22 protein-coding genes and 2 pseudogenes are annotated in these 20,795 nt (G+C 71.5%); 16 read left to right on the forward strand and 8 right to left on the reverse strand.

Annotation, left to right across the window (positions count from 1 at the left end; genetic code table 11):
- Positions 1 to 278, forward strand: a 278-nt coding sequence (locus tag ACZ39I_RS41570; protein WP_467250920.1) for a transposase, incomplete at its 5' end; no start/stop codon positions are given.
- Between the two features lie 190 nt (positions 279 to 468).
- On the opposite strand, the gene ACZ39I_RS41575 is transcribed toward ACZ39I_RS41570, so the two are convergent.
- Positions 469 to 1,017: a TniQ family protein gene (locus ACZ39I_RS41575; protein WP_467250922.1), complete on the reverse strand. Its 549-nt coding sequence runs from the start codon at positions 1,015 to 1,017 to the stop codon at positions 469 to 471.
- Between the two features lie 34 nt (positions 1,018 to 1,051).
- Positions 1,052 to 1,231, reverse strand: coding sequence for a hypothetical protein (locus tag ACZ39I_RS41580; RefSeq protein ID WP_467250924.1), 180 nt, complete (start codon positions 1,229 to 1,231; stop codon positions 1,052 to 1,054).
- Between ACZ39I_RS41580 and ACZ39I_RS41585 the strand changes: the two genes are divergently transcribed.
- The 8 genes and pseudogenes from ACZ39I_RS41585 (at position 1,209) to ACZ39I_RS41620 (ending at position 8,639) form a co-directional block, all read left to right on the forward strand.
- Positions 1,209 to 2,006 carry a cytochrome P450 gene (locus tag ACZ39I_RS41585; RefSeq protein ID WP_467250925.1) on the forward strand — a complete coding sequence of 266 codons (798 nt, stop codon included), beginning with the start codon at positions 1,209 to 1,211 and terminating at the stop codon, positions 2,004 to 2,006. The two genes, ACZ39I_RS41580 and ACZ39I_RS41585, sit on opposite strands and share 23 nt — an antisense overlap.
- Before the next feature lie 26 nt (positions 2,007 to 2,032).
- Positions 2,033 to 2,776 (forward strand): HAD family phosphatase, encoded by a 744-nt coding sequence (locus tag ACZ39I_RS41590; RefSeq protein ID WP_467250927.1) that lies wholly within the window; start codon positions 2,033 to 2,035, stop codon positions 2,774 to 2,776.
- Entirely contained in the window at positions 2,769 to 3,539 is a 771-nt protein-coding gene (locus ACZ39I_RS41595) for an SDR family NAD(P)-dependent oxidoreductase (protein WP_467250929.1), read from the forward strand. The genes ACZ39I_RS41590 and ACZ39I_RS41595 overlap by 8 nt, the downstream gene beginning before the upstream one ends.
- Positions 3,540 to 3,718: 179 nt before the next feature.
- Positions 3,719 to 4,381 (forward strand): ScbR family autoregulator-binding transcription factor, encoded by a 663-nt coding sequence (locus tag ACZ39I_RS41600; protein WP_352392277.1) that lies wholly within the window; start codon positions 3,719 to 3,721, stop codon positions 4,379 to 4,381.
- Between the two features lie 1,171 nt (positions 4,382 to 5,552).
- Positions 5,553 to 6,349 (forward strand): annotated as a pseudogene (locus ACZ39I_RS41605) (AfsR/SARP family transcriptional regulator); the annotation flags it as partial.
- A gap of 214 nt (positions 6,350 to 6,563) precedes the next feature.
- On the forward strand, positions 6,564 to 7,385 hold the full coding sequence (locus tag ACZ39I_RS41610) for an AfsR/SARP family transcriptional regulator (protein WP_467250932.1): 822 nt from the start codon (positions 6,564 to 6,566) through the stop codon (positions 7,383 to 7,385).
- 99 nt (positions 7,386 to 7,484) lie between these two features.
- The gene (locus ACZ39I_RS41615) at positions 7,485 to 8,306 is read left to right on the forward strand and encodes a thioesterase II family protein (protein ID WP_467250933.1); all 822 of its coding nucleotides are present in this window, start codon (positions 7,485 to 7,487) and stop codon (positions 8,304 to 8,306) included.
- A gap of 69 nt (positions 8,307 to 8,375) precedes the next feature.
- Complete coding sequence (locus ACZ39I_RS41620) at positions 8,376 to 8,639, forward strand: acyl carrier protein (RefSeq protein WP_467250935.1); 264 nt, start codon at positions 8,376 to 8,378, stop codon at positions 8,637 to 8,639.
- A gap of 105 nt (positions 8,640 to 8,744) precedes the next feature.
- On the opposite strand, the gene ACZ39I_RS41625 is transcribed toward ACZ39I_RS41620, so the two are convergent.
- On the reverse strand, positions 8,745 to 8,903 hold the full coding sequence (locus tag ACZ39I_RS41625; protein WP_467250937.1) for a surface protein: 159 nt from the start codon (positions 8,901 to 8,903) through the stop codon (positions 8,745 to 8,747).
- Between the two features lie 62 nt (positions 8,904 to 8,965).
- Positions 8,966 to 9,055 (reverse strand): annotated as a pseudogene (locus ACZ39I_RS41630) (adenosylhomocysteinase); the annotation flags it as partial.
- Positions 9,056 to 9,107: 52 nt separating this feature from the next.
- Here ACZ39I_RS41630 and ACZ39I_RS41635 point away from each other — a divergent pair.
- From ACZ39I_RS41635 to ACZ39I_RS41665, 7 genes are all read left to right on the forward strand, one after another.
- Positions 9,108 to 9,206 (forward strand): hypothetical protein, encoded by a 99-nt coding sequence (locus tag ACZ39I_RS41635; protein WP_467250938.1) that lies wholly within the window; start codon positions 9,108 to 9,110, stop codon positions 9,204 to 9,206.
- Positions 9,207 to 9,260: 54 nt separating this feature from the next.
- Positions 9,261 to 10,037: an SDR family NAD(P)-dependent oxidoreductase gene (locus tag ACZ39I_RS41640; RefSeq protein WP_352392303.1), complete on the forward strand. Its 777-nt coding sequence runs from the start codon at positions 9,261 to 9,263 to the stop codon at positions 10,035 to 10,037.
- Between the two features lie 304 nt (positions 10,038 to 10,341).
- A complete protein-coding gene (locus ACZ39I_RS41645; RefSeq protein WP_467250940.1) occupies positions 10,342 to 11,322 on the forward strand; it encodes a quinone oxidoreductase family protein in 981 nt (326 codons plus the stop codon).
- 287 nt (positions 11,323 to 11,609) lie between these two features.
- Complete coding sequence (locus tag ACZ39I_RS41650) at positions 11,610 to 13,199, forward strand: MDR family MFS transporter (RefSeq protein WP_467250942.1); 1,590 nt, start codon at positions 11,610 to 11,612, stop codon at positions 13,197 to 13,199.
- Between the two features lie 70 nt (positions 13,200 to 13,269).
- Positions 13,270 to 14,118: an SDR family oxidoreductase gene (locus ACZ39I_RS41655; protein WP_467250944.1), complete on the forward strand. Its 849-nt coding sequence runs from the start codon at positions 13,270 to 13,272 to the stop codon at positions 14,116 to 14,118.
- 652 nt (positions 14,119 to 14,770) lie between these two features.
- Positions 14,771 to 15,001: an ArsR/SmtB family transcription factor gene (locus ACZ39I_RS41660; RefSeq protein WP_467250946.1), complete on the forward strand. Its 231-nt coding sequence runs from the start codon at positions 14,771 to 14,773 to the stop codon at positions 14,999 to 15,001.
- A gap of 458 nt (positions 15,002 to 15,459) precedes the next feature.
- Positions 15,460 to 16,032: a hypothetical protein gene (locus ACZ39I_RS41665; RefSeq protein WP_467250948.1), complete on the forward strand. Its 573-nt coding sequence runs from the start codon at positions 15,460 to 15,462 to the stop codon at positions 16,030 to 16,032.
- Between the two features lies 1 nt (position 16,033).
- Here ACZ39I_RS41665 and ACZ39I_RS41670 read toward each other — a convergent pair whose 3' ends face one another.
- From ACZ39I_RS41670 to ACZ39I_RS41685, 4 genes are all read right to left on the reverse strand, one after another.
- Positions 16,034 to 18,628, reverse strand: coding sequence for a M48 family metalloprotease (locus ACZ39I_RS41670; RefSeq protein WP_467250950.1), 2,595 nt, complete (start codon positions 18,626 to 18,628; stop codon positions 16,034 to 16,036).
- A gap of 43 nt (positions 18,629 to 18,671) precedes the next feature.
- Complete coding sequence (locus tag ACZ39I_RS41675) at positions 18,672 to 19,202, reverse strand: hypothetical protein (RefSeq protein ID WP_467250952.1); 531 nt, start codon at positions 19,200 to 19,202, stop codon at positions 18,672 to 18,674.
- A gap of 299 nt (positions 19,203 to 19,501) precedes the next feature.
- A complete protein-coding gene (locus ACZ39I_RS41680) occupies positions 19,502 to 19,786 on the reverse strand; it encodes a hypothetical protein (RefSeq protein ID WP_467250954.1) in 285 nt (94 codons plus the stop codon).
- 312 nt (positions 19,787 to 20,098) lie between these two features.
- A complete protein-coding gene (locus tag ACZ39I_RS41685; protein ID WP_467250956.1) occupies positions 20,099 to 20,512 on the reverse strand; it encodes a hypothetical protein in 414 nt (137 codons plus the stop codon).
- Positions 20,513 to 20,795: the final 283 nt, after the last annotated feature.

Raw genomic sequence — 20,795 nt, forward strand, 5'->3', positions numbered from 1 at the left:
GCATCTTCAACCACGACGCCGGTCTGGGCACCGACATCGAGGTGGTGCAGCGGCCACGGGCCAAGGGGTTCGAGCCACTGCCGAAACGGTGGGTGATCGAGCGGACCTTCGGCTGGCTGATGCAGCACCGCCGCCTGGCCCGGGACTACGAAGCCCTCCCGCAGAGATCGAGGACGATGATCCACTGGGCCATGGCTAACAAAATGTCCCGCGAACTGACCGGAGAATCCGTACCAACGTGGCGAATCGAAACGGACATCCCACTCAAGTCAGCGTGAAGACTGATCAGATGCTCTCTAAGAGGGTCTCGGGGTAGGTGATCAGGCTGCGGCAGGTCAGTGTGGGGGAGGCCGGGCCTGAGGTGAGGTGGGGGTTGGCGGCGCGGAGCCGGTGCAGGCGGGTGTGCCAGCGCTGGTGGAGGTGTTGGTGGTGGTCGTACCAGCGGGGTGGTGATTGTCGATGCCCAGCTCAGGGAGGCCGCTGTGGGTGGGCAGCGGGTGGTGCGGCGGGCATGGGTGAGTTCGGGGGCGGGGCGGATGTCGAGGGGGGTGCGCTGTCTGGGGTCGCTTGAGGCTTGTTGGTGGCGGGTGCAGATGAGGGCCCGGGGCAGGGTGGGTGCCGGGTGGATCCACGCGGGAGTCGCCGTGTGCGGGCTGCGGCGGATGATGCAGGCGGTGCATGCCGGCAGTGGCTGCATTGCGGGTTCGACGTGTGCCAGCGGGCGGTGGCGGCGTGGGATGTGCCGATGGCGGCGGGCGGGGGCCGGCGGGGCAGGGCGCGGGAGAGGTGTGCGGGCGGGATGCGGGTGAAGTGGGACAGGCGTCGGGCGGCTTCGTTGCTGAGGTGGATGTCGGTGGCTGGCGGGCCCGTTGGGGTGCCGGTGGCGGTGATGTGCAGGCCGCCCAGGAGTCGGGCGGCACTGAGGTGGTAGGCGCCTGCGAGGCGGGTGAGGTAGGAGGCGGTGGCCTCGCGGGGCAGCGGCCTCACGTGCAGGGCGCCGGGCTGGGTGGGCCACATGCTGCCGACTGGTAGAGCGGGGGCGCGGTGGGGCTCACCGGTCGGCGGGCCGGGCGCGGCGTTTAGGGGTGCGGGGCCGGTAGTGCTCTTCGGCGAGGTGGTCGAGTGCGATGGTGTCCAGCAGCGTCTTGGTGATGCGTTCTTGGCCGTTGAGGATGGCTTCGATGGTGGATCTGCGCAGGGAGTTCTGCGTGGCCCTGCCCATCCGGGTCATCGGGGAGATGCTGGGCCTGGGCGAGGCCGGCCGGCTGGACCTGCACCGTGTGGTCGATGTCCTGTTCACCACCACGACCACCTCCAAGGCGGCCCGGGCCAACCAGGCGGAGCTGTACGGGCTGCTGAGCGCTCTGGTGGCCGGCAAGCGGCGCCGGCCCGCGGCGGACCTGACGAGCGAGCTCGTCGCCGTGCGCGACGAAAAGGGTTCGGGCCTGAGTGAGAAGGAGCTCCTGGACACCCTGCTGCTGATCATCGGTGCCGGTCACGAGACCACCGTCAACCTCCTGGACCAGGCGGTCACCGCGCTGCTCACCCACCCCGACCAGCTGCGCCTGGCCCGTGGGGGCGAGGTGTCCTGGGAGGCGGTGGTGGAGGAGACGCTGCGCTGCCGGGCGCCGGTGGCCACCATCCCGCTGCGCTTCGCGGTCGACGACATCGACTACGGCGAGGTGCGTGTGGCCCGGGGCGAGGCGATCGTGATGTCCCTCGCGGCGGCCGGGCGCGACCCCGAGCGGCACGGGCCGGACGCGGACCGTTTCGACGCCACCCGCCTCACCAGCCGCGACCATCTGGCCTTCGGTCACGGGGTGCACCACTGTCCGGGCCGGCCGCTGGCGATGACGGAGGCGACAACGGCCCTGCCGGCTCTCTTCGCCCGTTTCCCGCACCTGCGGCTGGCCGTGCCGGCGCAGGAGCTGCGCCCGCTCGAGTCGTTCATCTCCAGCGGCCACCGCGAGCTCCTGGTGGTCCTCACCCCCGGTGCCCCGCGGTGAACCGCGTCTTTGAGGAGGACAACGACATGCCCGCTCCGCTGCCCCACCTTCGCCTCGCCGCGGTGAACATCGACGGCGTTCTGCTGAACGACACCTTCAGCCCCCTCATCCGGCAGATGGTGCTCGAGCGGGGCGGCCAGTACACCGCCGACGTCGAGTACGGGCTGTTCTCCCAGTCCCAGCTCGTGGCCGCCCGGGCGTTCGCCGAGGCCGCGCAGGTGAGGCTGAGCCCGCAGGAGCTGCTGGAGACCTACCTCCAGGAGCGCGAGCGCTACCTCGCCCACACCTCGGTCCGGGTCCTGGACGGAGCCGCGGACCTGCTCGCGCTGCTGCGGGGGCTGGGGCTGCGCACGGTGTGCTACGGCGGGCTGGAGCGGGCGCACTTCGAGCGCCATCTGGGCCACCTCGCCCACTTCTTCGACGGTCCGGGCTATGTGTGCACCGACCGCTTCCGCCCGGGCATCCGGGAGATCACCCGGGAGGTCTTCCAGCTGCCCTACGACCGGGTGCTGTTCATCGACGACGTGGCCAGGGTCGCCGAAGAGGCCCACCGGCTCGGCGTGCCCTTCATCGGCCGTCCCGGCGACTTCGAGCACGGGCACCAGCACGCCCTCATGCGGCGCATCGGTGTCCGGCACGTGGTGCGCAGTCTGCGTGAGATCGACGGGGAACTGCTGCGCAGGGTGGACGGCGAAGCGGCGGCGGGGGTTTTCGCGCCGCACGCCGGGCCCGTTGCCGGCATCACAGGGGCGGGAGCGGCACATGTCTGACGGCGCCGCTGCCCTGCGGGACAAGGTCGTGCTCATCACCGGTGCCAGCAGCGGTATCGGCGAGGCCGCCGCCCGCCTCTTCGCCCGGCAGGGCGCCCGCCTGGTGCTGTGCGCCCGCCGCGAGGAGCGGCTGCGCCACCTGTGCGGCCGGCTGCGGCAGGAGGGCGCGACGGCGAGTTACGTCGTCGCCGACGTCTCGCGCGCCGAGGACGCCCGGGCCCTGGTCGAGCAGGCCATGGCCCGCCACGGCAGGCTCGACGCGGCCTTCAACAACGCCGGGACCGCCATCGAGAAGACCCCCCTGCACCTGACCGACGACGACTCCTACGACCACGTCATGGCTGTCAACGCGCGGGGTGTGTGGAACTGCCTGCGCCACGAGATCGCCGCGATGCTCACCTGCGGGGGAGGAGCGATCGTCAACACCAGCAGCGTCGGCGGGCTGCTCGCCTCCTCGGTCGCCGCGCCGTACATCGCTTCCAAGCACGCCGTCATCGGCCTGACCAAGGCGGCCGCGGTCGAGTACGCCGGCGACGGTATCCGGGTCAACGCGATAGCTCCGGGACTGGCGCGCTCCGAGATGGTCGAGCAGTGGTTCACCCGTCACCCCGAGGCAAGGGACAGTGCCCTGCGGTCGGCGCCGCAGCAGCGCGCCGCCGATCCGGCGGAGATCGCCGAAGCGGCCGCGTGGCTGTGCAGCGACCGGGCGTCCTTCGTCACCGGCGCGACGTTGGCGGTGGACGGAGGACGCACGGCCTGGTGAGACCCGGCAGGCGCTGCAGCCGGGGGAAGGGGGTGGGGGCAGCCGCGCCGCGGCTGCCCCCACCCCCTTCCCGCACGTTCCGCGCCCTCCTGCACAAAACGACCGCGCTGCTTTTTTCTGCGGCGGCATGCGGTAAGGTACGAGTTGTTTGGTTTAATTTTGAGCTAGAGGAGCATCTCATGGCTCAGCAGGAGCGAGCTGTCCGGACCCGACGCGCTGTTCTGGAGGCCGCCGCAGCGATCTTCGCGGAGCGGGGATACACGGCGGCCACGATCGGCGAGATCCTCACCCGGGCCGGGGTGACCAAAGGCGCCCTGTACTTCCACTTCAACTCCAAGGCGGCCCTCGCCCAGGGCGTGCTGCAGGCACAGGTCACCAACGACTACCACGTGCCCCGCGAGCTGAAGCTGCAGGAGTGGGTGGACGCGGGCATGACCCTGGCCAAGCGCCTGCCGCAGGAGCCGATGCTGCTCGCGGGCGTCCGGCTCTCCGCCGACCTGCAGGGCCGCGACGTCTTCGGCAGCGCCTGGCCTGCCTGGACCGAGCTCACCGCCGCCTTCCTGGCCGAGGCCAAGGAGCGCGGCGAGGTGCTCCCGCACGTCGTGCCGCAGGACAGCGCGCAGGTCTTCCTCGGGGCCTGGATCGGCGTGCAGTACGTCTCCCAGGCCATGTCCGACTGGGCAGACCTGGAGGTGCGCATGTCGGCGCTGTTCAACCACATGCTGCCCGCCATCACCGCCCCGGCCGTCCTGGTCAGGCTCGACACGGCCCCCGACCGGGGAGCCCGGGTCATCGCCGAGGTGCGCGCACAGTCCCCGGCCCTGGCCGGCGCCGGCCAGTGAGGCGCCCGCCGCCCGTGCCTACCCGTCCCCCTTCTGTCGCTTCCGTGAGCACACTCCAGCCAAATGAACCATCTGTGCGGTTTGATAGTGCCTCTCGACCCTGCCGCGTGACGGGCCGCCCGCCACGAGGCACTCAGGGGGCCGGCGGAGGTCGGCTCCCGGAAACCGACCGGGACAGGATCGGGCGGCCGGACAGGGAACGTGCCGCGCGGACCCGGCGGGCACTGACCCCCGGAGGAACTTCCGGCTCGCGAGGAACCCGGCGAGCTGCTTGCCGCCCCCGCCCCCGCCCCCGCCCTCGCCCCGCCCTCGTCCTTGACGATCGTGCCGGCCGTGCGGGCCGGACGCTCCGCGGCGGAGCCGACCGTGGTGCAGAAGTCCTCCAGGCCGGCCTGACCGGCCTGACCGGCCTGAAAGATCCAGGACGGACAGGTTCCCAGGACTCCGCCTCCGGGCGGCGCAGCCCTGCGCCGGCGAGGGCCGGCGAGAGCGGGCGTGGGCGTTTCCCCCGGCCGGTGAGCGGGCCGGCCAGGAGCAGCGGGGCGGCGGCCTTTTCCGCTGCGGGAACAGGGACGCCTCGGCGCGCGGGGCCCAGCGGGCGGCACGGGCCGGGCGGCGCCTCATCGGCTCCGCGCGCGGCAGCGGCCCGGGGCGAGGCGGCTGGAACTGCCGGCCGGCGCGCTGCGCGGCCTCAGGCCCCCGCAGCACGCCGGCGTGGTCCCGCGGGCCGGGTGGGGGATGGACGGCGACACCGCGTGTACGGGGGGCCTCGCCCTCTGCCGGCGTCGGGGGCGGGCCGGGCAGGGGCGTCTCCTGGCACGCGACGGCCGCCGCCACCGCCACCGCCGCCGTCGCCGCGGCGGCCGGACCGCGGACCGGCCGTCCGGGAGCGGACCTGGCGGCCGGCGTCCCGGACGGGCCCGGATTCCGGAGGGTATCTTTGCGCCCCCTGAAAACGTCCTGACATCCTGGTTCTGAGGCCTGAGCTGACCTCACCGACACCCCCGTCACCGGACAAATAGTGCTTCTCTCCTCGAAAACCTCCACAGTCCAGAGTAAAAACAATCCGTCCGGTTTGATATTAACAAACCGTCTGGATTGTTTTTGAATCGGGGGCCTACCGCTTTTCCGGCGAGAGCGACTGCGCCGACGGGACGACAGGGGGATTGGCGTGGACATTCAGGTACTGGGCGCCCTGGGGGTCAGGGAGGGCGGAGTGTCCATCACTCCCACCGCGCCGAAGGCGCGGCAGGTACTGGCCCTGCTGGCGCTGCACGCCGATCAGGTCGTACCCGTCTGTGCGCTGGTGGAGGAGCTGTGGGCGGGTAATCCGCCGCGCAGCGCGCGCACCACGCTGCAGACGTACGTGCTGCAGCTGCGCGAACTCATCACGGCGGCCTCGCCCGGCACGTCGGCGGCCCGCTCGGCGCGAAGGACGTCCTGGTGACCTGCCCCGGCGGTTACCGGCTCGACACCGGTGGCGGCACCAGCGACGTGCGCGAGTTCGAACGCCTCGCCGGCTTCGGCTACCGGGCCATGGACGCCGACGACCACCCGCGTGCCGCGCGGCTGCTGCGCGAGGCCCTCGGCCTGTGGAACGGCGCGCCCTTCGCCGACGTCCAGGCGGGTTCCCAGCTGGAGACCGAGTCCAGGCGCCTTCAGGAGAGCCGGCTGTGTGCTCTGGACCAGCGCATCGAGGCGGATCTGCGGCTGGGCCGGCACCGCGAACTGCTCGCCGAACTCACCGTCCTGGTCAGCCAGTTCCGCACCCACGAGAACCTGCACGCGCAGTTCATGCTGGCCCTGCAGCGCTCGGGCCGGCGCAGCGAGGCGCTCGACGCCTACCGCAGGCTGCGCACCACACTCGTGCACGAACTGGGCATCGAGCCCTCCGTGCCGCTGCGCCGCCTGCAGCGCTCCATCCTGCTGGCCGGCCCGGAACAGACGGCGAAGACCCCCCAGACAGCGCCCCCGATGGCGTCGGCGGGAGGCTGGCCTGCACGGCGCTCGACGGCCGCCCGAGCACCGCAACAGCGCCCCACCCCATCGGGTTCAGGCGCGCTTGACGTGGACTCAAGGACGGGGATGCCGGCGATTTCCCGCCGTTACCGTGGCCAGTCAGCGCACCCGCTCTTCGAACGCACGGTCGAGGAGAAGGCGACGCCAAGGGGGAGACGAAACCATGAGGATTCAGATACTGGGTCCACTGAGCGCCGACATCGGCGGTGTCTCAGTGGTGCCGACGGCGAGCAAGCCCCGGCAGATCCTGTCACTGCTCGCGCTGTATCCCGGCCGTGTCATGCCCGTTCCGACCCTGATGGAGGAGATCTGGGGAGCCGACCCCCCGGTCAGCGCCCTGACCACACTGCAGACGTACATCCTGCAACTGCGCCGGCGGCTCGGCACCGCCATGGGACCCGACTCACCGCGCAGCGCCAAGGAGCTGCTGGCCACCCGGCACGGTGGCTACGTGCTCCAGATCCAGCCTCAGAACGTGGACGTGCACACCTACGAGCGGCTGGTTACGGCCGGACGCGCCGCCTTCGAGGCCGGTGACGACGCCCGCGCCGCCGAAACGCTGCGCCAGGCGCTGGACCTGTGGCAGGGCCCGGCACTGGTCGACGTGCGCGTCGGTCCGATCCTGTCCATCGAGACCCTCCGCCTGCAGGAGAGCAGGCTGGTCACCGTGGAGCGGCGCATCGACGCCGACCTGCGCCTGGGCAACCACACCGGCCTGCTCGCCGAGCTCAAGGACCTGACCGTCCGTCATCCTCAGCACGAGGGCCTGCACTCCCAGGCCATGGTGGCGCTGTACCGGTCGGGCCGGCAGGCCGCGGCACTGGACGTCTACCGGCAGCTGCGCATACGGCTCATCGACGAACTGGGTGTGGAACCCTCACCCCAGCTGCAGCGCCTGCACCAGGCCATGCTCACCGTCGACCCCGGGCTCGAGGTGGCCGCAGGCGCCCGCCGCGGCTCGACCTTCGACCTGTACGCCACCTGAAAGGCCGCGACCGTCGCGGCCGTTTCGAGCCCGCCTCTAGCACCGTGGGCCAGCCTGGTGGGGCCCGTGACACACCAGGGGGCCAAGGGAGGGGCGGACATGGCGGACACAGCGCCACCCGTACGGCTGTACTGCTTCGCACACGCGGGGGCCGGAGTCTCCGCCTTCAACGGCTGGACCCGCAGCATCGGCCCCGGCGTCGAGACCGTGCCCATCCTGCTGCCGGGCCGGGAGCGGCGGCGCCGCGAACCGCGCCTGACCGACCGGGCGGCACTCGTGGCCGAACTGCTGGAGTGCGTGAGGCCCGAACCCGGCAGGCCGTTCATCCTGTACGGACACAGCCTGGGAGCCCTGGTGGCCCACACCCTCACCCAGGCCCTGCACGAACAGGGACGTCCCCTTCCCGCGCTGCTCGCCGTCGGCGCCTGCCCGCCGCCGGACGAGAGCAGCGAACTCTCCGACAGCGCCGGCACCGCCGACGGCCGGCTGCTGCACCGGCTCCACGCCATGGGAGGTGTGCCCCAGGGAGCCCGGCCGGACGGCTACTGGCACCGGGCCTGCTGCCGGTCCTGCGCGACGACCTGCACCTGGCGCGCGCTGCGGGCCTACGCCCGCGCCACCGCCGCCCGCATACCGGTGCCCCTGCTGGCCGTCGCGGGAGACCGCGATGCGCTGGCGCCGCCCCCGCTGGTCGCCGGCTGGCGCAGGTGGTCCGCCGCACCGGTGGCGACCCGCACCGTCACCGGCGACCACTTCTTCGTACGAGGTGACGCGCTGCCCCGGCTCATCGGCCGGGCCGCCCGCGTCGTACGGCGGCTCGGCAGCACCCCCCTGCCCATACAGCGCCCCGCACCGCAGGCACCGCAGGCAGCGCACGGCAGGCCCGCGGTGCCGTCCCGGCGAGCCGTCCCGGCCGGGTGACACCGCCCGGGCCCCACCGATCCACTCACCCCGCATGTGCCCGGCACGAGAAGAAAGAGAGTCACCACCATGCAACTGCTGGACATAAAGGACCTGGTCGTCCTGCTGCGCACCAACGCCGGTGACAGCGACACCTTCGACCTGGACGGCGATGTGCTGGACGTGCCGTTCGACGAACTCAACTACGACTCGCTGGCGCTGCTGCAGGTCACCGGTGCCATCGAGCGCGACTACGACGTCGCCCTCGACGAGGAGGCACTGGAGGAGGCCGGGACCCCGCGCCAGTACCTGAAGGTCGTCAACCAGGTGCTCGCCTCCTCCCGGACGGCCTGAGCCCGGGCACCCCCGGGTGCCCGGCCGCCCGCACCCGTAGGGGCGGTCCCTTCCAGGACCGCCCCTACGGGTGCTCGCGGCCGGGCCGGGTGCCGGCGCCCGCACTCAGTCGATGCCCCGCACGATGTGCACGTGGGTGATGTCGTCCTCGTCCGCCCCTGCCAGGAGCAGCGGCGGGGCCGCAACCGCAGCCGGGCCCGGGTCGTGACGCGAGGGAGCGGGGCGCAGGTGCTCCCCGTGGCTGTCGTGGCGGGTGTCGTCCACGTTCTCCTCCTTCTGAGGCGGCTGCCCGGGCGGCCGCCTGCGGCCCGGGCGCTGGCCACGGATCAGTAGCGGTAGTGGTCCGGCTTGTACGGGCCCTCGACGCCGATGTACGCCGCCTGCTCCGGGCGCAGCCGGGTCAGCTTCACGCCGAGCACCGCGGAGGTCACGGACCTGTTCGAGGGCCTGGAGCTGATCGAGCCCGGCGTGGTCCCGGTTCCGCTGTGGCGCATCGGCCCGGAGGGCGACCCCGAGGGCTTCGGCGCCGAGGCCCACGCCCTGGCCGGCGTGGCAAAGAAGGCCTGAACCGCCGGGCCTCACGGCGAACGACCCCACGATCTGGCTGAATTGGAGTGACTGATGGAGACCGATCTCCGTAACAAGGTCGTGCTGGTGACCGGGGCTTCCTCGGGCATCGGCCGGGCGACCGCCGTCGCCTACGGCAAGGACGGCGCCCGCGTCGCGATCACGTACAACAGCAACAAGGAAGGCGCGCAGGAGACCGCCCGGCTCGCCCGCGAGGCCGGCGCCGCCGACACCCTGACGGTCCGTTACGACCTCACCGACGAGGCCGTCATACGGGACGCGGTCAAGACCGTCGCCGACACCTGGGGCGGCATAGACGTCCTGGTCAGCAACGCCGTCGTGTGGTCCGAGGGCATCCCGCGCCCCGGCCGGGTGATGCCGGCCTTCGAGGACGCCGACCCGAAGCTGTGGCAGGAAGTCCTGCGCACCAGCGTCGACGCGACCTTCCACACGGTCGCTGCGGCGCTGCCGTTCCTGCGCGGCCGCGAGTGGGGCCGCATCGTCATGGTCTCCTCGGGCCTGGCCGACTACGGCATGGTCGGCGGCGCCGCCTACGGCGCGGCCAAGGCCGGCCTGCTGGGCATCGCGCGGAGCCTGACCTGGGAGCTCGCCCCGGAGAACATCCTGGTCAACGTGGTCGCCCCTGGCCAGACCCTGACCGAGAACGTGCGCCGGATCGCCCCGGCCGCCGCGCTGGAGGCCAAGGCGAAGACCCTCCCCTCGGGCCACCTGTCGGTGCCCGAGGACGTGGCGAACACGATCGTGTTCCTCGGCTCGCGCGCCAACGGCAACATCAACGGCCAGACCATCCGGGTCACCGGCGGAGCGTGACACCGCCGGCAGGCCAACCGCCGCCACGTCCGCTCGAGCGGACGTGGCGGCCCGGCAGTACCTCCCCTTGCCCCCACACCTCCGCCGGTGACCTGGATCTCGCCGCGATCTGTGCCGCCGATCGGGACGAGGAGCGCTTCCCCGGCGCCGGCCGGCTCGACATCCGCCGCCGCACGCTCGGCCACGGCATCCACCCCTGCGTGCGCCGAGACCGAACTCGAACGGATGCCCGGGCGGTTGCTCAGCGGCTTCCGCACCGTCCCGGTCACCTGGTGACCGCCCACCCAGAATCCCTGGAGGAACCATGCGTGTCGTCCGCTACCACGAGCACGGCGACCCGAGCGTCCTGCGCGTCGAGGACGCCCCCAAGCCGGAGGCCGGCCCCGGCGAGGTACTGATCCGCGCCGAGGCGATCGGCGTCAACTACGCCGACGTCCAAAAGCGCCAGGGCCTGCCCATCGGCGGCCCGGTCACCCTGCCCGCCGCGCCCGCCGGTGATGTCGCCGGCGTCGTCGAGGCGGTCGGCGCGGGCGTCACCGGAGTGGCGGTGGGGGACCGCGTCGTCGCCCCGGTCCGCTACGGCGCCTACGCCGAGTACGCCACGGCGTACGCGGCCACGGTCTTCCCGATCCCGGCCGCCATCGACGCCGCCCAGGCCACCGCGCTGCCCAGCCCCGGCGAGACCGCCTACCACGTGCTCACCACCGTCGGCCAGCTGCAGCCCGGCGAGACCGTGCTGATCAACGCGGCGTCCGGCGGCATCGGCCACCTCCTTGTCCAGCTCGCCCGCGCCAAGGGCGCCGGCCGCATCATCGGCACCGCCGGCTCCCCGGCCAAGCTCGACTTCATCCGCTCCGTCGGCGCGGACGTCGCCATCTGCTACGGACACGAGAACTGGGTGGACGAGGTGCGCGCGGCCACCGGCGACAAGGGCGCCGACCTGGTGCTCGAGACGGTCGGCAACGAGGTCCTGGCGCACAGCATCCAGCTGGCCGGCCGCTTCGGCCGCATCGTCTGCTACGGCGGCGCATCCGGCGAGCGCCCGCCGGCCCTCTCGCCCTGGGACTTCATCGACATGAAGTCGCTGCACGGCTTCAACCTGTACGCCTTGTTCCAGGACCGGCCCGAGGTGATCGCCGCAGGCCGCAAGGAGCTCTTGGAGTACGTGGAGTCCGGCCAGGTCACGCCCGCCGTGTACAGCCGGATCCCCCTGCAGGAAGCGGCCAGGGCGCACGAGCTGATGGAGGCTCGCAAACACACCGGCAAGGTGGTGCTGATTCCCTGACCACCAGGGCCAGTTGTCCGGCTCTCGCAGCCTCTGCTATGGTCTTGAAAGTCCGTAATCGCATTCAGAGGGAGTAGCGAGAGCCAAGACGAACACCGAAGGACCGGGATCAGCAGTCTGCTGATCGACGGTTGAGAGGGCCCAGTGAGGCCGGAGTCGGACAGGATCCGACCACCCATCTCCGCTGCTGAAGACACAGGCAGCGTTCTTCATGGATTTCGTTCTGCGCACTCCCGTATCGAGCGATGCTCTGCATCGGCGTCGCTCCACGATTACTAGGACCCTTCGTGGCTTCCGCATCATCCGATCCTGCCATCCCGCTCACCGCCGTGCCGTCCTCCAGGACCAACGTGGTGGTCCTCGCTCTCATGGCGGCCGCCTTCCTCGCCCTGCTCGACACCCAGGTCGTCGCCACGGCACTGCCCGCCATGGTCAATGACCTGGGCGGACTCGACCAGTTCGCCTGGGTCACCACCAGCTACCTCATCGGCGGCTGCGCCGCCCTGCCCGTCTTCGGAAAGCTTGGGGACCTGCTCGGACGCAAGCGCGTCTTCATGGCCTCCATCATCGTCTTCCTCGCCGGATCACTCGTGTGCGGCCTGGCCCAGACGATGAGTCAGCTCGTCGCCTTCCGCATCCTCCAGGGCATCGGCAGCGGAGGCCTGTTCATCGGCGTCCTCGCCCTCATCGGCGAGATGTTCTCCCCGCGTGAAGGCGCCCGCTACTACGGCTGGTTCTCCATCACCTTCGGCGCCGCCTCACTCCTCGGCCCCACCCTCGGCGGCATCCTGACCGACCTCGCCAGCTGGCGCTGGGTGTTCTTCGTGAACCTGCCCCTCGGCCTCGTCGTCCTCGCCGTCGTCTCCGCACTGCTGCACCTGCCCGCCCACGTCCCGAAGAAGGCGCACATCGACTACGCCGGCGTCGTCCTGCTCGTCGCCGCGATCGTCGCCCTCAACCTCCTCACCAGCTGGGCCGGCGTCAAGTACACCTGGTCCTCACCCGTCATCCTCGCCCTGGCCGCCGGATCCGCCCTCGCCGTGGCGCTCTTCATCCTCGCCCAGCGCCGCGCCGTCGACCCGGTCATCCCGCTCAGGCTCTTCGCCGACAAGACCTTCACCATCGTCGTCATCCTCAGCTTCGTCGCCGGCATCATCGGACTGGGCATCCTCAACTACCTGGTCCTGTGGCTGCAGACCGTCCTCGGCCTCGACGTGGAACAGGCCGGCTACGCCATCAGCGCCCTCATGCTCGGCGTCGTCGTGACCTCCTGGCTCAGCACCAAGGTCATCGGGCACAGCGGCTCCTACCGCTGGTTCCCGGTGTCCAGCATGGCGGTGTTCATCCTCGCCGGCGCTCTGTTCACCACCGCCGGCCCCGACACCGGCGTCCCCCTCACGATCGTGTACATCCTGCTCTTCGGCATCGGCGCCGGCCTCAACATGCAGGCCCTGAACCTCGCCGCCCGCAACACCGCCAGCATGCAGGACATCGGCGCCGTCCAGGGCACCACCAACCTCATGCGGCAGCTCGGCACCGGCCTCGGTGTCTCGTTCTTCGCCGCCCTGATGACCTCCCGGCTCGACACCGGCCTGCACGAGCGGCTCGGCGGCGAAGCCGGTGCCCGCCTCGACAAGGACGGCTCGCTCTCGCCCGAGGTCCTCGGCCGCCTCTCCAGCTCCGTGCGCGCCGAAGTCGTCGACGTCTACGCAGACTCGCTGCGCGCCACCTTCTACGCGGTGATCCCGATCGCCCTGGCCGGCCTGGTGGCCGCGCTCTTCCTCAAGGACGTCAAGCTCGCCGGCGGCCACGGCCACGGCGGCGCCGAGTCCCAGCAGCCGAGCGGCGACACCGCAGCCTCCCGCGGCGAATCCTGACTCTCCCACTCAACGAGTGGTCCCCTCGCACGGACTTCCGCCGTGCAGCACATCCCAAGGAGATACACGCATGATTCTCGTAACCGGTGCCACCGGCAACGTCGGCTCCGAACTCGTCGCCCAGCTCGCCGCCGACGGCGTGCCCGTGCGGGCCATGACCCGCAACCCCGGCAAGGCCGACTTCCCCGCCGGCGTCAAGGTGGTCGCCGGCGACTTCGACAAGCCCGAAACCCTCCCCGCCGCCCTGGCCGGCGCCGACCGCGTCTTCGTCTGCCCGCCCGGCTACGGGCCCGAGGGCCCGGTCCAGGAGCGCACCCTCGCCGCCGCCGCCCGCGAGGCCGGCGTCAAGCACCTGGTCAAACTCTCCACCAGCGGCGTCGGCTACGGCGCCACCGACCCGCTGACCTCCGGCCACCGCGTCGGCGAGCAGGTCATCCAGGAGTCCGGCCTGCAATGGACCATCCTGCGCCCCGGCACCTTCATGGTCTACCTCTACAGCTACGCCGACACCATCCGAAAGCAGCGGACCCTGTACGCCACCGAGGGTGACCCGGTCTCCGCCATGATCCACCCCCGCGACATCGCCGCCGTGGCCGCCACGATCCTCACCACCTCCGGCCACGAGGGCCAGGCCTACACCCTCACCGGCGGCGAGGCCCTCAGCCCGCAGCGCCAGGGCGAGATCGTCGGTGAGGCCCTCGGCCAGGAGATCAAGATCGTCGAACGCACCCAGGCCGAGGCCCAGGCCGAGTTCGACCGCCTGGGCTGGGGCGGCCCCCGCCTTCAGGCCCTGCTCGAGCTCAAGCGCCAGTCCGCCGCCTGGGACTGGAAGATCTCCGACTCCGTCGAGAAGATCACCGGCAACGCTCCGCTGACCCTGCGCACCTGGGTCGACGAGAACATCCACATCTTCGGCTGACCCGAACCGCACACGGCGTGGGGCCGGCAGCCCGGGAGACTCCCCGGCCTGCCGGCCCCACGCCGTTTCCACCCTCCAGCGGCGGCCCAGCCGGACACCAGGACCGTTCGAGACGGGCTCTCCATCCTGGGACACGAAAGCGCAAGGGGCCCGCCGACCCAGTGGGGGAGTACGACAGACGAGCAGTGCGCGTACAGGCTCGTGACCCGCCACGCGGAACCGAAGTGATCCCGGCCGCACAGGCATACGGCCCGGGCCCACCCGCTTCGTGCCGTACAACGCCCCGACCGACGCCGGCTGGGCCCACGAGGAGCCCGAACGCCCGCGGGCAGGCCTCACGTTGGCACTCGCCGGCCAAGAACACGACCTCACCACGACCGGCTGCACATCACCGACCACGTACGCGGCAACGAACCGGTGCGCACCCTCGGGCCGGCAGGCGAGACCCACAACATCGGTGGCGGCACGGAACGGCCGAACCGGGAGCTGACACAACGCCTCCTCGACACCTGCGGCGCCGGCCGGGACATGCCCGACTCCGTGCCCGACCGCAAAGGGCCACGACCGGCGCTACTGCGTCGACTTCGGTGCGGCCTTCACCCCCCTGACCCCCTTCTCGACAGAGTCCGCGGCTGCAAGCGCCCCCGAGGCTTTGACCGCGCTGCTGGGCCGGACCCGTGCCGCAGTCCTCCATGCCATCGCCACGCATCCCGGATGCAACACGGCCGAACTCGCCGGTGTGCTGGGTATTGGTGCCTCCGGCGCCAGCCAACACGCCACCGTCCTACGACAGGCCGGACTGGTCACCACCCTCCGGCACCACAACAGCGCGGTACACACCGCCACCAGCACCGGGCTCAGCCTCCTCATGCTGCACAGCTGAAGGGCCGCCCCAGGCCCACCCAGGGGTTGCCATCTTGCGAAACGGCGGCAGAAGCATCTGCGCTCGATGCGCACCTCGGGGGTGATCACCCGGTTCATCCGTACGCAGCTCTGCAGTTCAGCTCGTACGCCGACAACGCCTCCCGCGCCTGGCCGTCCGAGGCCGCGGCGAGGACACCGCCGGCTACTGGTCCTTCCTGCACCGCCACCGCACCCGCCTGCAGCACAATGCCCGCATGACCCAGCCCCTCCGCGGCCTGGACCAACTGCGCGACCTGGACGAACTGCTGGAACAGGAACGACGGCGGGGGGACGCGCCTCTATGAGCCGGAGGAGGAACAGGAACAGGCAAAAACCAAATTCGACAGAGAAACGTTCCCTCTCGTAATGGTGGGGCTAGTCTCGCCGTGGGAATGGTCCTCGGCCGGGAATTGAGGGCCGGTGAGGGGGAATTGCAGCGTGTCGAGAAACTTCGGCAGTACCGGAAACATCGTGCGGATACCCGTCGTCGCACTGGCCGCGCTGTTCGCGGTGGGATGCGGGCACACGGTCGAGCTGCCTGAGGACCCTGTGACCCGCGAGACCGTCACCACGCCTGCAGGCGAACCAGCCGCTCCGCTGACGCCGCCGGAGCCGGAACCGGAACCGGACCTGGACGACGTGCCCACGGCGTCCACACCGCCGACCCCGGACCGTACGCCGCCGCCCCCGCAGGAACCGCCGCCGGACGCCCTGCCCGAGGGCCGGGTCCCTCAACGGCTCGTCGGGGAATGGGACGGTGACGGACCCGGTCCCGCCCGGCTGACGAAGATCGCCTTCATGGCGGACGGAACCGCCGCCCTGTATCCCAACTCGGGCGGCGTCCTGAGCGGAACGGCGGTGGTGTCCGGTTCCTCGATGACCATTTACGTGCCCGGCACCCGCATGGTCGTCGGAAATTGGTCGATCGAACGGTTCGAAGTGGAAGAGTATGTCTTCGAGGATCTGCTGCTCGACGGTGTCAGTTACGTGCGGCAGATAAGCGGCGGTTGATTCACGGCAGGTTGAGGAGCGGCCGGCCGGCGGCGGCGCACGTCCGGTCGATCCGTCCGGACACCTCGGTGCGTGCGGCGTCCTCCTGCGGCGGCAGGAGGAAGAGCCGCGTGAAGTCGTCGGCCAGTCGGGGTGCGCCTGCCCGCACCGCTTCCTGTTCAGCCTCGGCCAGACGACCGGCCGCCTGAGCGGGCGTCAGCGAGTCCAGCGAACCCAGCAGGTCGTCGTACGCGGCGCAGGCCGCGGCTGGTCCCTGGCCGGTGCTCTCCGGGCCGAAAGTGGCATCGCGCACCGGGATGGTGAAGCCGGCGACCACGATGGCGCAGCCCAGCGCTGTCTGGAGCGCCACGAACCGCCTGACCCTATGGGCGACCGCAGGCGAGGCCGTCTTCCTCGCCGCGGACGCGTACGACGACCGGGCTGCCGTGCCGTCGCGGCGCCCCGCGACCGCGCGCCCCACGAGCGTGACGACGGCGGCACCGGCCACGGCGGCCAGGGTGCCGCCGTTCACGATGCGCAGCAGGGTGTCGCGGACGTAGGCCGGGGACAGACCGGTGCAGGGAGCCGGGCATACCGCGAGGGCGTCGACGCATCCGCCGACCAGTGCTCCGCCAACGAACACGATCGCGCCGAGGCAGCCGGCCAGGAACGCGGCCACGAGCGCGTACAGGGCGGCGGCGCCGCCGTGACGGCGGAACATCAGGGCGGTCACGACGACCGCGACGAGGCCCTGGACCACTACGGCGGCGGCCATTTGCCAGTAGGCGAACAGGCGCAGGACCGACTCCTGCGCGGCCCGAGGGGCGTCGGGGTTCACCCGGATCAACAGACGCAGGACGAGGACTCCGCACAGGTACACGCCGCCCCCGGCGGTGCCAGCGAGCGCGACCGTGCGCACCCATCCCGGCCGGGCGGGCCGACGCAGCTGTGCCGCCACCGGCCAGGCCCACAGCAGCGCACCGGCGGCGACCACGGGCGTCCACTGGGCGAAGCGCACCATCAGGGGGTGCTCCACGGCCGCCCACAGGACGAACGGTCCGGCCGGCGCCGAGCGGGCCAGCTCGGCGTGTTCGGCGCGCAGGGAGGCGTTCAGTTCCGTGAGGTTGTGAGCATGGTCGAACAGCAGCATCCACCAGCTCAGCAGCACCGCCAGCAGTACGGAGGACACCAGCCAGGCCGCGACCCAGCCCCGGCTCCGGGACCCCGTACCGCCGGGGAGCCAGGCCAGCGCGCTGCGCGCCGTCCACCAGCACAGCAGCGTCAGCAGGACGACGAGACAGGCTGTGAACACCGCGCCGGCGGCGCCGACGCCGAGATAGGGACCGGGAGCGGGCGCGAGGGCCCGGGGCAGCGCCGTCGGCTGACCCAGCACCAGCCCTGTGGCCAGTCCGAGAGCCGGCAGGACGGTGCCGCGCGGCGAGGCCGTCAACCAGGTCGTCCGCCAGATCCCCAGGCCCACGACCGCCGCGACGGCGGGCGCGAGCAGCGCGGCCGCCGCGGCACGCGCGTACAGCGGATCGGCCTGCTGGAAGAGCAGCCACATCAGGTCGAGGAAGCCGCTCGTGGCTGCCGTGCCCGCCAGCCCCGCCGCGCAGCAGTCCCAGAAGCCGACCCGGTACAGCTCGTGCGGATCGCGCATGATCCGCAGCTGCTCCCGCAGGGGCGGATGGGCCGAGTGCCCCGGCCAGGGCCCCGGCACGACCTCGCGCAGCAGGTCCGCCGGACTGGCGTCCCAGGTCATCGCGCGCACGTCCGCTCCGCACTCCCTGGCCCGCACCACGGCCAGCCGGCCGTAGAACACCAGCGCGACCAGCAGGAGCGCGCGCCAGCCCACGGCCACCACGTCCGTCGGCGCGGTCCCCACGAGTGCCGCGGCCAGGGGCAGCAGGCCCAGCGGGACGAACGCGTGGAACAGCGCGCGCGTCAGCCCGAAGAGTTCGACGTCGCCGTTGCGCACGTGGCCCAGTTCGTGCAGCACGACGGCGCGGAACCGAGCCGGATCACCCCGGAAGCGGGTGACGAGGCCGAGCTCGAGGCAGACGGTGTAGCGTCCGGCCCGCCCGAATGCCACCGCATCGACGCTCTGGGACCGGCGTGAGAGCAGGAAGCGCGGGGGCCGGCTCAGGCCCGCCTCGCGGGTGAGACCGGCCAGCCGGTCCAGCAGGGCTCTCGTCTCGGGGTCCTCGTCGGGTTCGAAGGGTTCCATGCCGCCGCGACGCACCCGCAGGACCGGCTCCCACCAGTACGCGGCCGCCGCGACCAGGAGGAACAGGGCGATGCCCGCGAGAACCCAGTACGCCTTCTCCCGTTCCCAGGGCCGGGCGCAGTCGAGGAACGCGTGGGTGAAGTCCGGTTGCGCGTCCCCGCGTCGAGCGGCGGACGCGGACGACGCGCACTGCTTGTAGCGCGCGAGCACGACTTCGCCGCCCGGAGCGAAGGCGAAGTAGATGAGGTTGTAGATGAAGACGCAGGCGCCCAGCAGCGCGGTGGACAGCAGTGCGAAACGCAGCGCTGTCCCCGAGGGCACGCGCCAGGGATCGATCGTGCGCCCCGGGAGCGGGTGCGGCGGTGCCGGCGGGATCGGCGCGGACGTCATGGAAACCCTCCATCACCCGGTCTACGGAGCGGAACGCCGGACGTCAGGAGCCTTCGTCCGTTTCTCCGTCAGGCCGGTCCACGAGGCCGTCGGCCAGGCGCCGGGCCTGCCGGTCGTCCAGACCCAGCCGCAGCGCTTCCCGGTACGCCCGTTCCCACAGCCAGGCCCGCTCCTCGACGGACCAGGCGACCGCCGCCGGCTCGCCCCCGTCCTGCCCGTCCTGCCCGTCTGCCGCGGCGGGCCGCTCGCGGCGCAGGAGCCGGCGCACCAGGGCCTGCGCGCCCGCGCGGCTCCGCGTGGTCGCCGACCGGAGGAGCCGGACGACGAGCGGCTCCACAATCGCGCCGGCCACCGCCAGCGCGAACGGAGTCAGCACCTCCACGGATTCGGCGGCGCCGAAGCCCCCTTCGCGGTCCTTCGGCCGGGCCGAGGCGCGTCCGCGGGCCGCGTCCAGAGCGCGATCCGGGTCCGTGAAGTACTCCTTGCTCTCCGGATGGAAGATGACGAGCTCATGGGGAGCCGCCCGCTCGATCATCATCCGCGCGACATCCCGCACCAACGTCTCGTCCGCCACCGCGTCCCCCACCCTGCGCCCGCCTGCCGAACCCGTACCCCTGGGGCTCGTCGGCCCGCCCGGCGGCCAACGCTAGGTCACGGCCACCTGCGCTGACAGGGATGCCGCAGGTGCTGCGGGAGCGCGCAGGGGGCGCACGTGAGAAACCGTCCGCGCCTTCGGGCCACTTCACACCCGTCGGCAGCCCCGGCTCCCGGCGGCGGAGCCGTCCGCCCTTCGATGGCGGCCGGCCGTTGGCTGCTGCGCCACTGGCTGGCCGTCGCTGGCCAGAACAATGCCGGCAAGTGCAGGCGCCTTGTTCACCAAGACATCCGGGCAACGGATCCACCGGCCATGGCCGTCACGACCAGCGCAACAGCAACACCGCACCACAGCACTACCAGCGGCCATGCCAGCCGGCCGCGCCCGGTATGCCTGCGCCGCATCACCAGCCACAGCGCACACGCCGCCACGAACACGACCGTCACACCGCTCAGCTCGCCTTCCCGCCACGCCATCCGCACCGCGTCACGGTCAGCGCCCCATACAAAGAGCGCAACGAGGACGCCCAAGGTCAGAGCACACACCGCTCCCAACAGCCTCATACGGGGCCCTTCTTCTCCGGAGTGTTCCGTCAGGTCACTGCGAGGGCGGAACGAACGGCCGCCCTCGCACGCTTCCTGTACAACCATCACGCCGCCCCTTCCGCTGCTGCCCATTCGAGTCCTAGGTCGGCGAGCGCCTGGAGTTTGTCGGCGGTGAGCTTGGCCCGGCGGCTCTTCTGGTTCATGACCCACACCCCCAAGCCGGACCTCGGTGCCGTCGTCCAGCCGTTCTACGTGCCCCCTGGGCAAATGCGAAAGGAAAGGTGCCCCCCCCGGTGTTCTGTGCACCGGGGAGGCCTCTTCCCTTTTCACTCAGGTGACGTGCCCCGATTCCACCGGGTACTCCGGCGGCCAGGGCTTGCTCGCGTCGTACAACGACGTCCGGTCGACCATCAGCTTGTACTCCGCCTCCCGCCAGGAGGGGTGGCCGCCGACGACGAAGCTGTCGCCGTCCCGCTCCAGCATCCAGGTGTACTCGGCGTCCTCTGCCGGAATGCCGTGCCGTTCGTGGAGCACGGCGAACTCCTCGGCGGTCGCCCGCCGGATGTGGAGCCCATGCCCGTAGATGGGCTTGAGGAACATCAGTTCCACATGCCCGATATAGACCTCGACCATGGTCGTGGTCCGGTCCTCGCGCAGGGGCTCACTGGTCAGGAAGAGCTGGCGGTGCGAGGGGTTGAACCCGCTCAATTTGAAGAGCCGCCCCTCTCGGACGAAATCCGTCATGACCACTCTTTCCTTGCCGCGTCTCCGCCGCCTCGACCTGTGCCCTCGCCTGCTGTACCTGCGGATCGGACAGCACGAACGAGATGACCTTGTCCGCCTCCGCGAAGGCCCTGTTGCGTACGTGCCGTTGTACGGCCGCCTGTACGCGCTGCTCTTCCTCATGTGCGGCCATCACGCCGCCCCTTCCGCTGCAGCCCATTCGAGTCCCAGCGCGGCGAGCGCCTGGAGTTTGTCGGCGGTGAGTTTGGAGCGGCGGGTTTTCTGGTTCATGGTCCAGACTCCG

Source organism: Streptomyces sp. NPDC024687 (assembly GCF_055559055.1).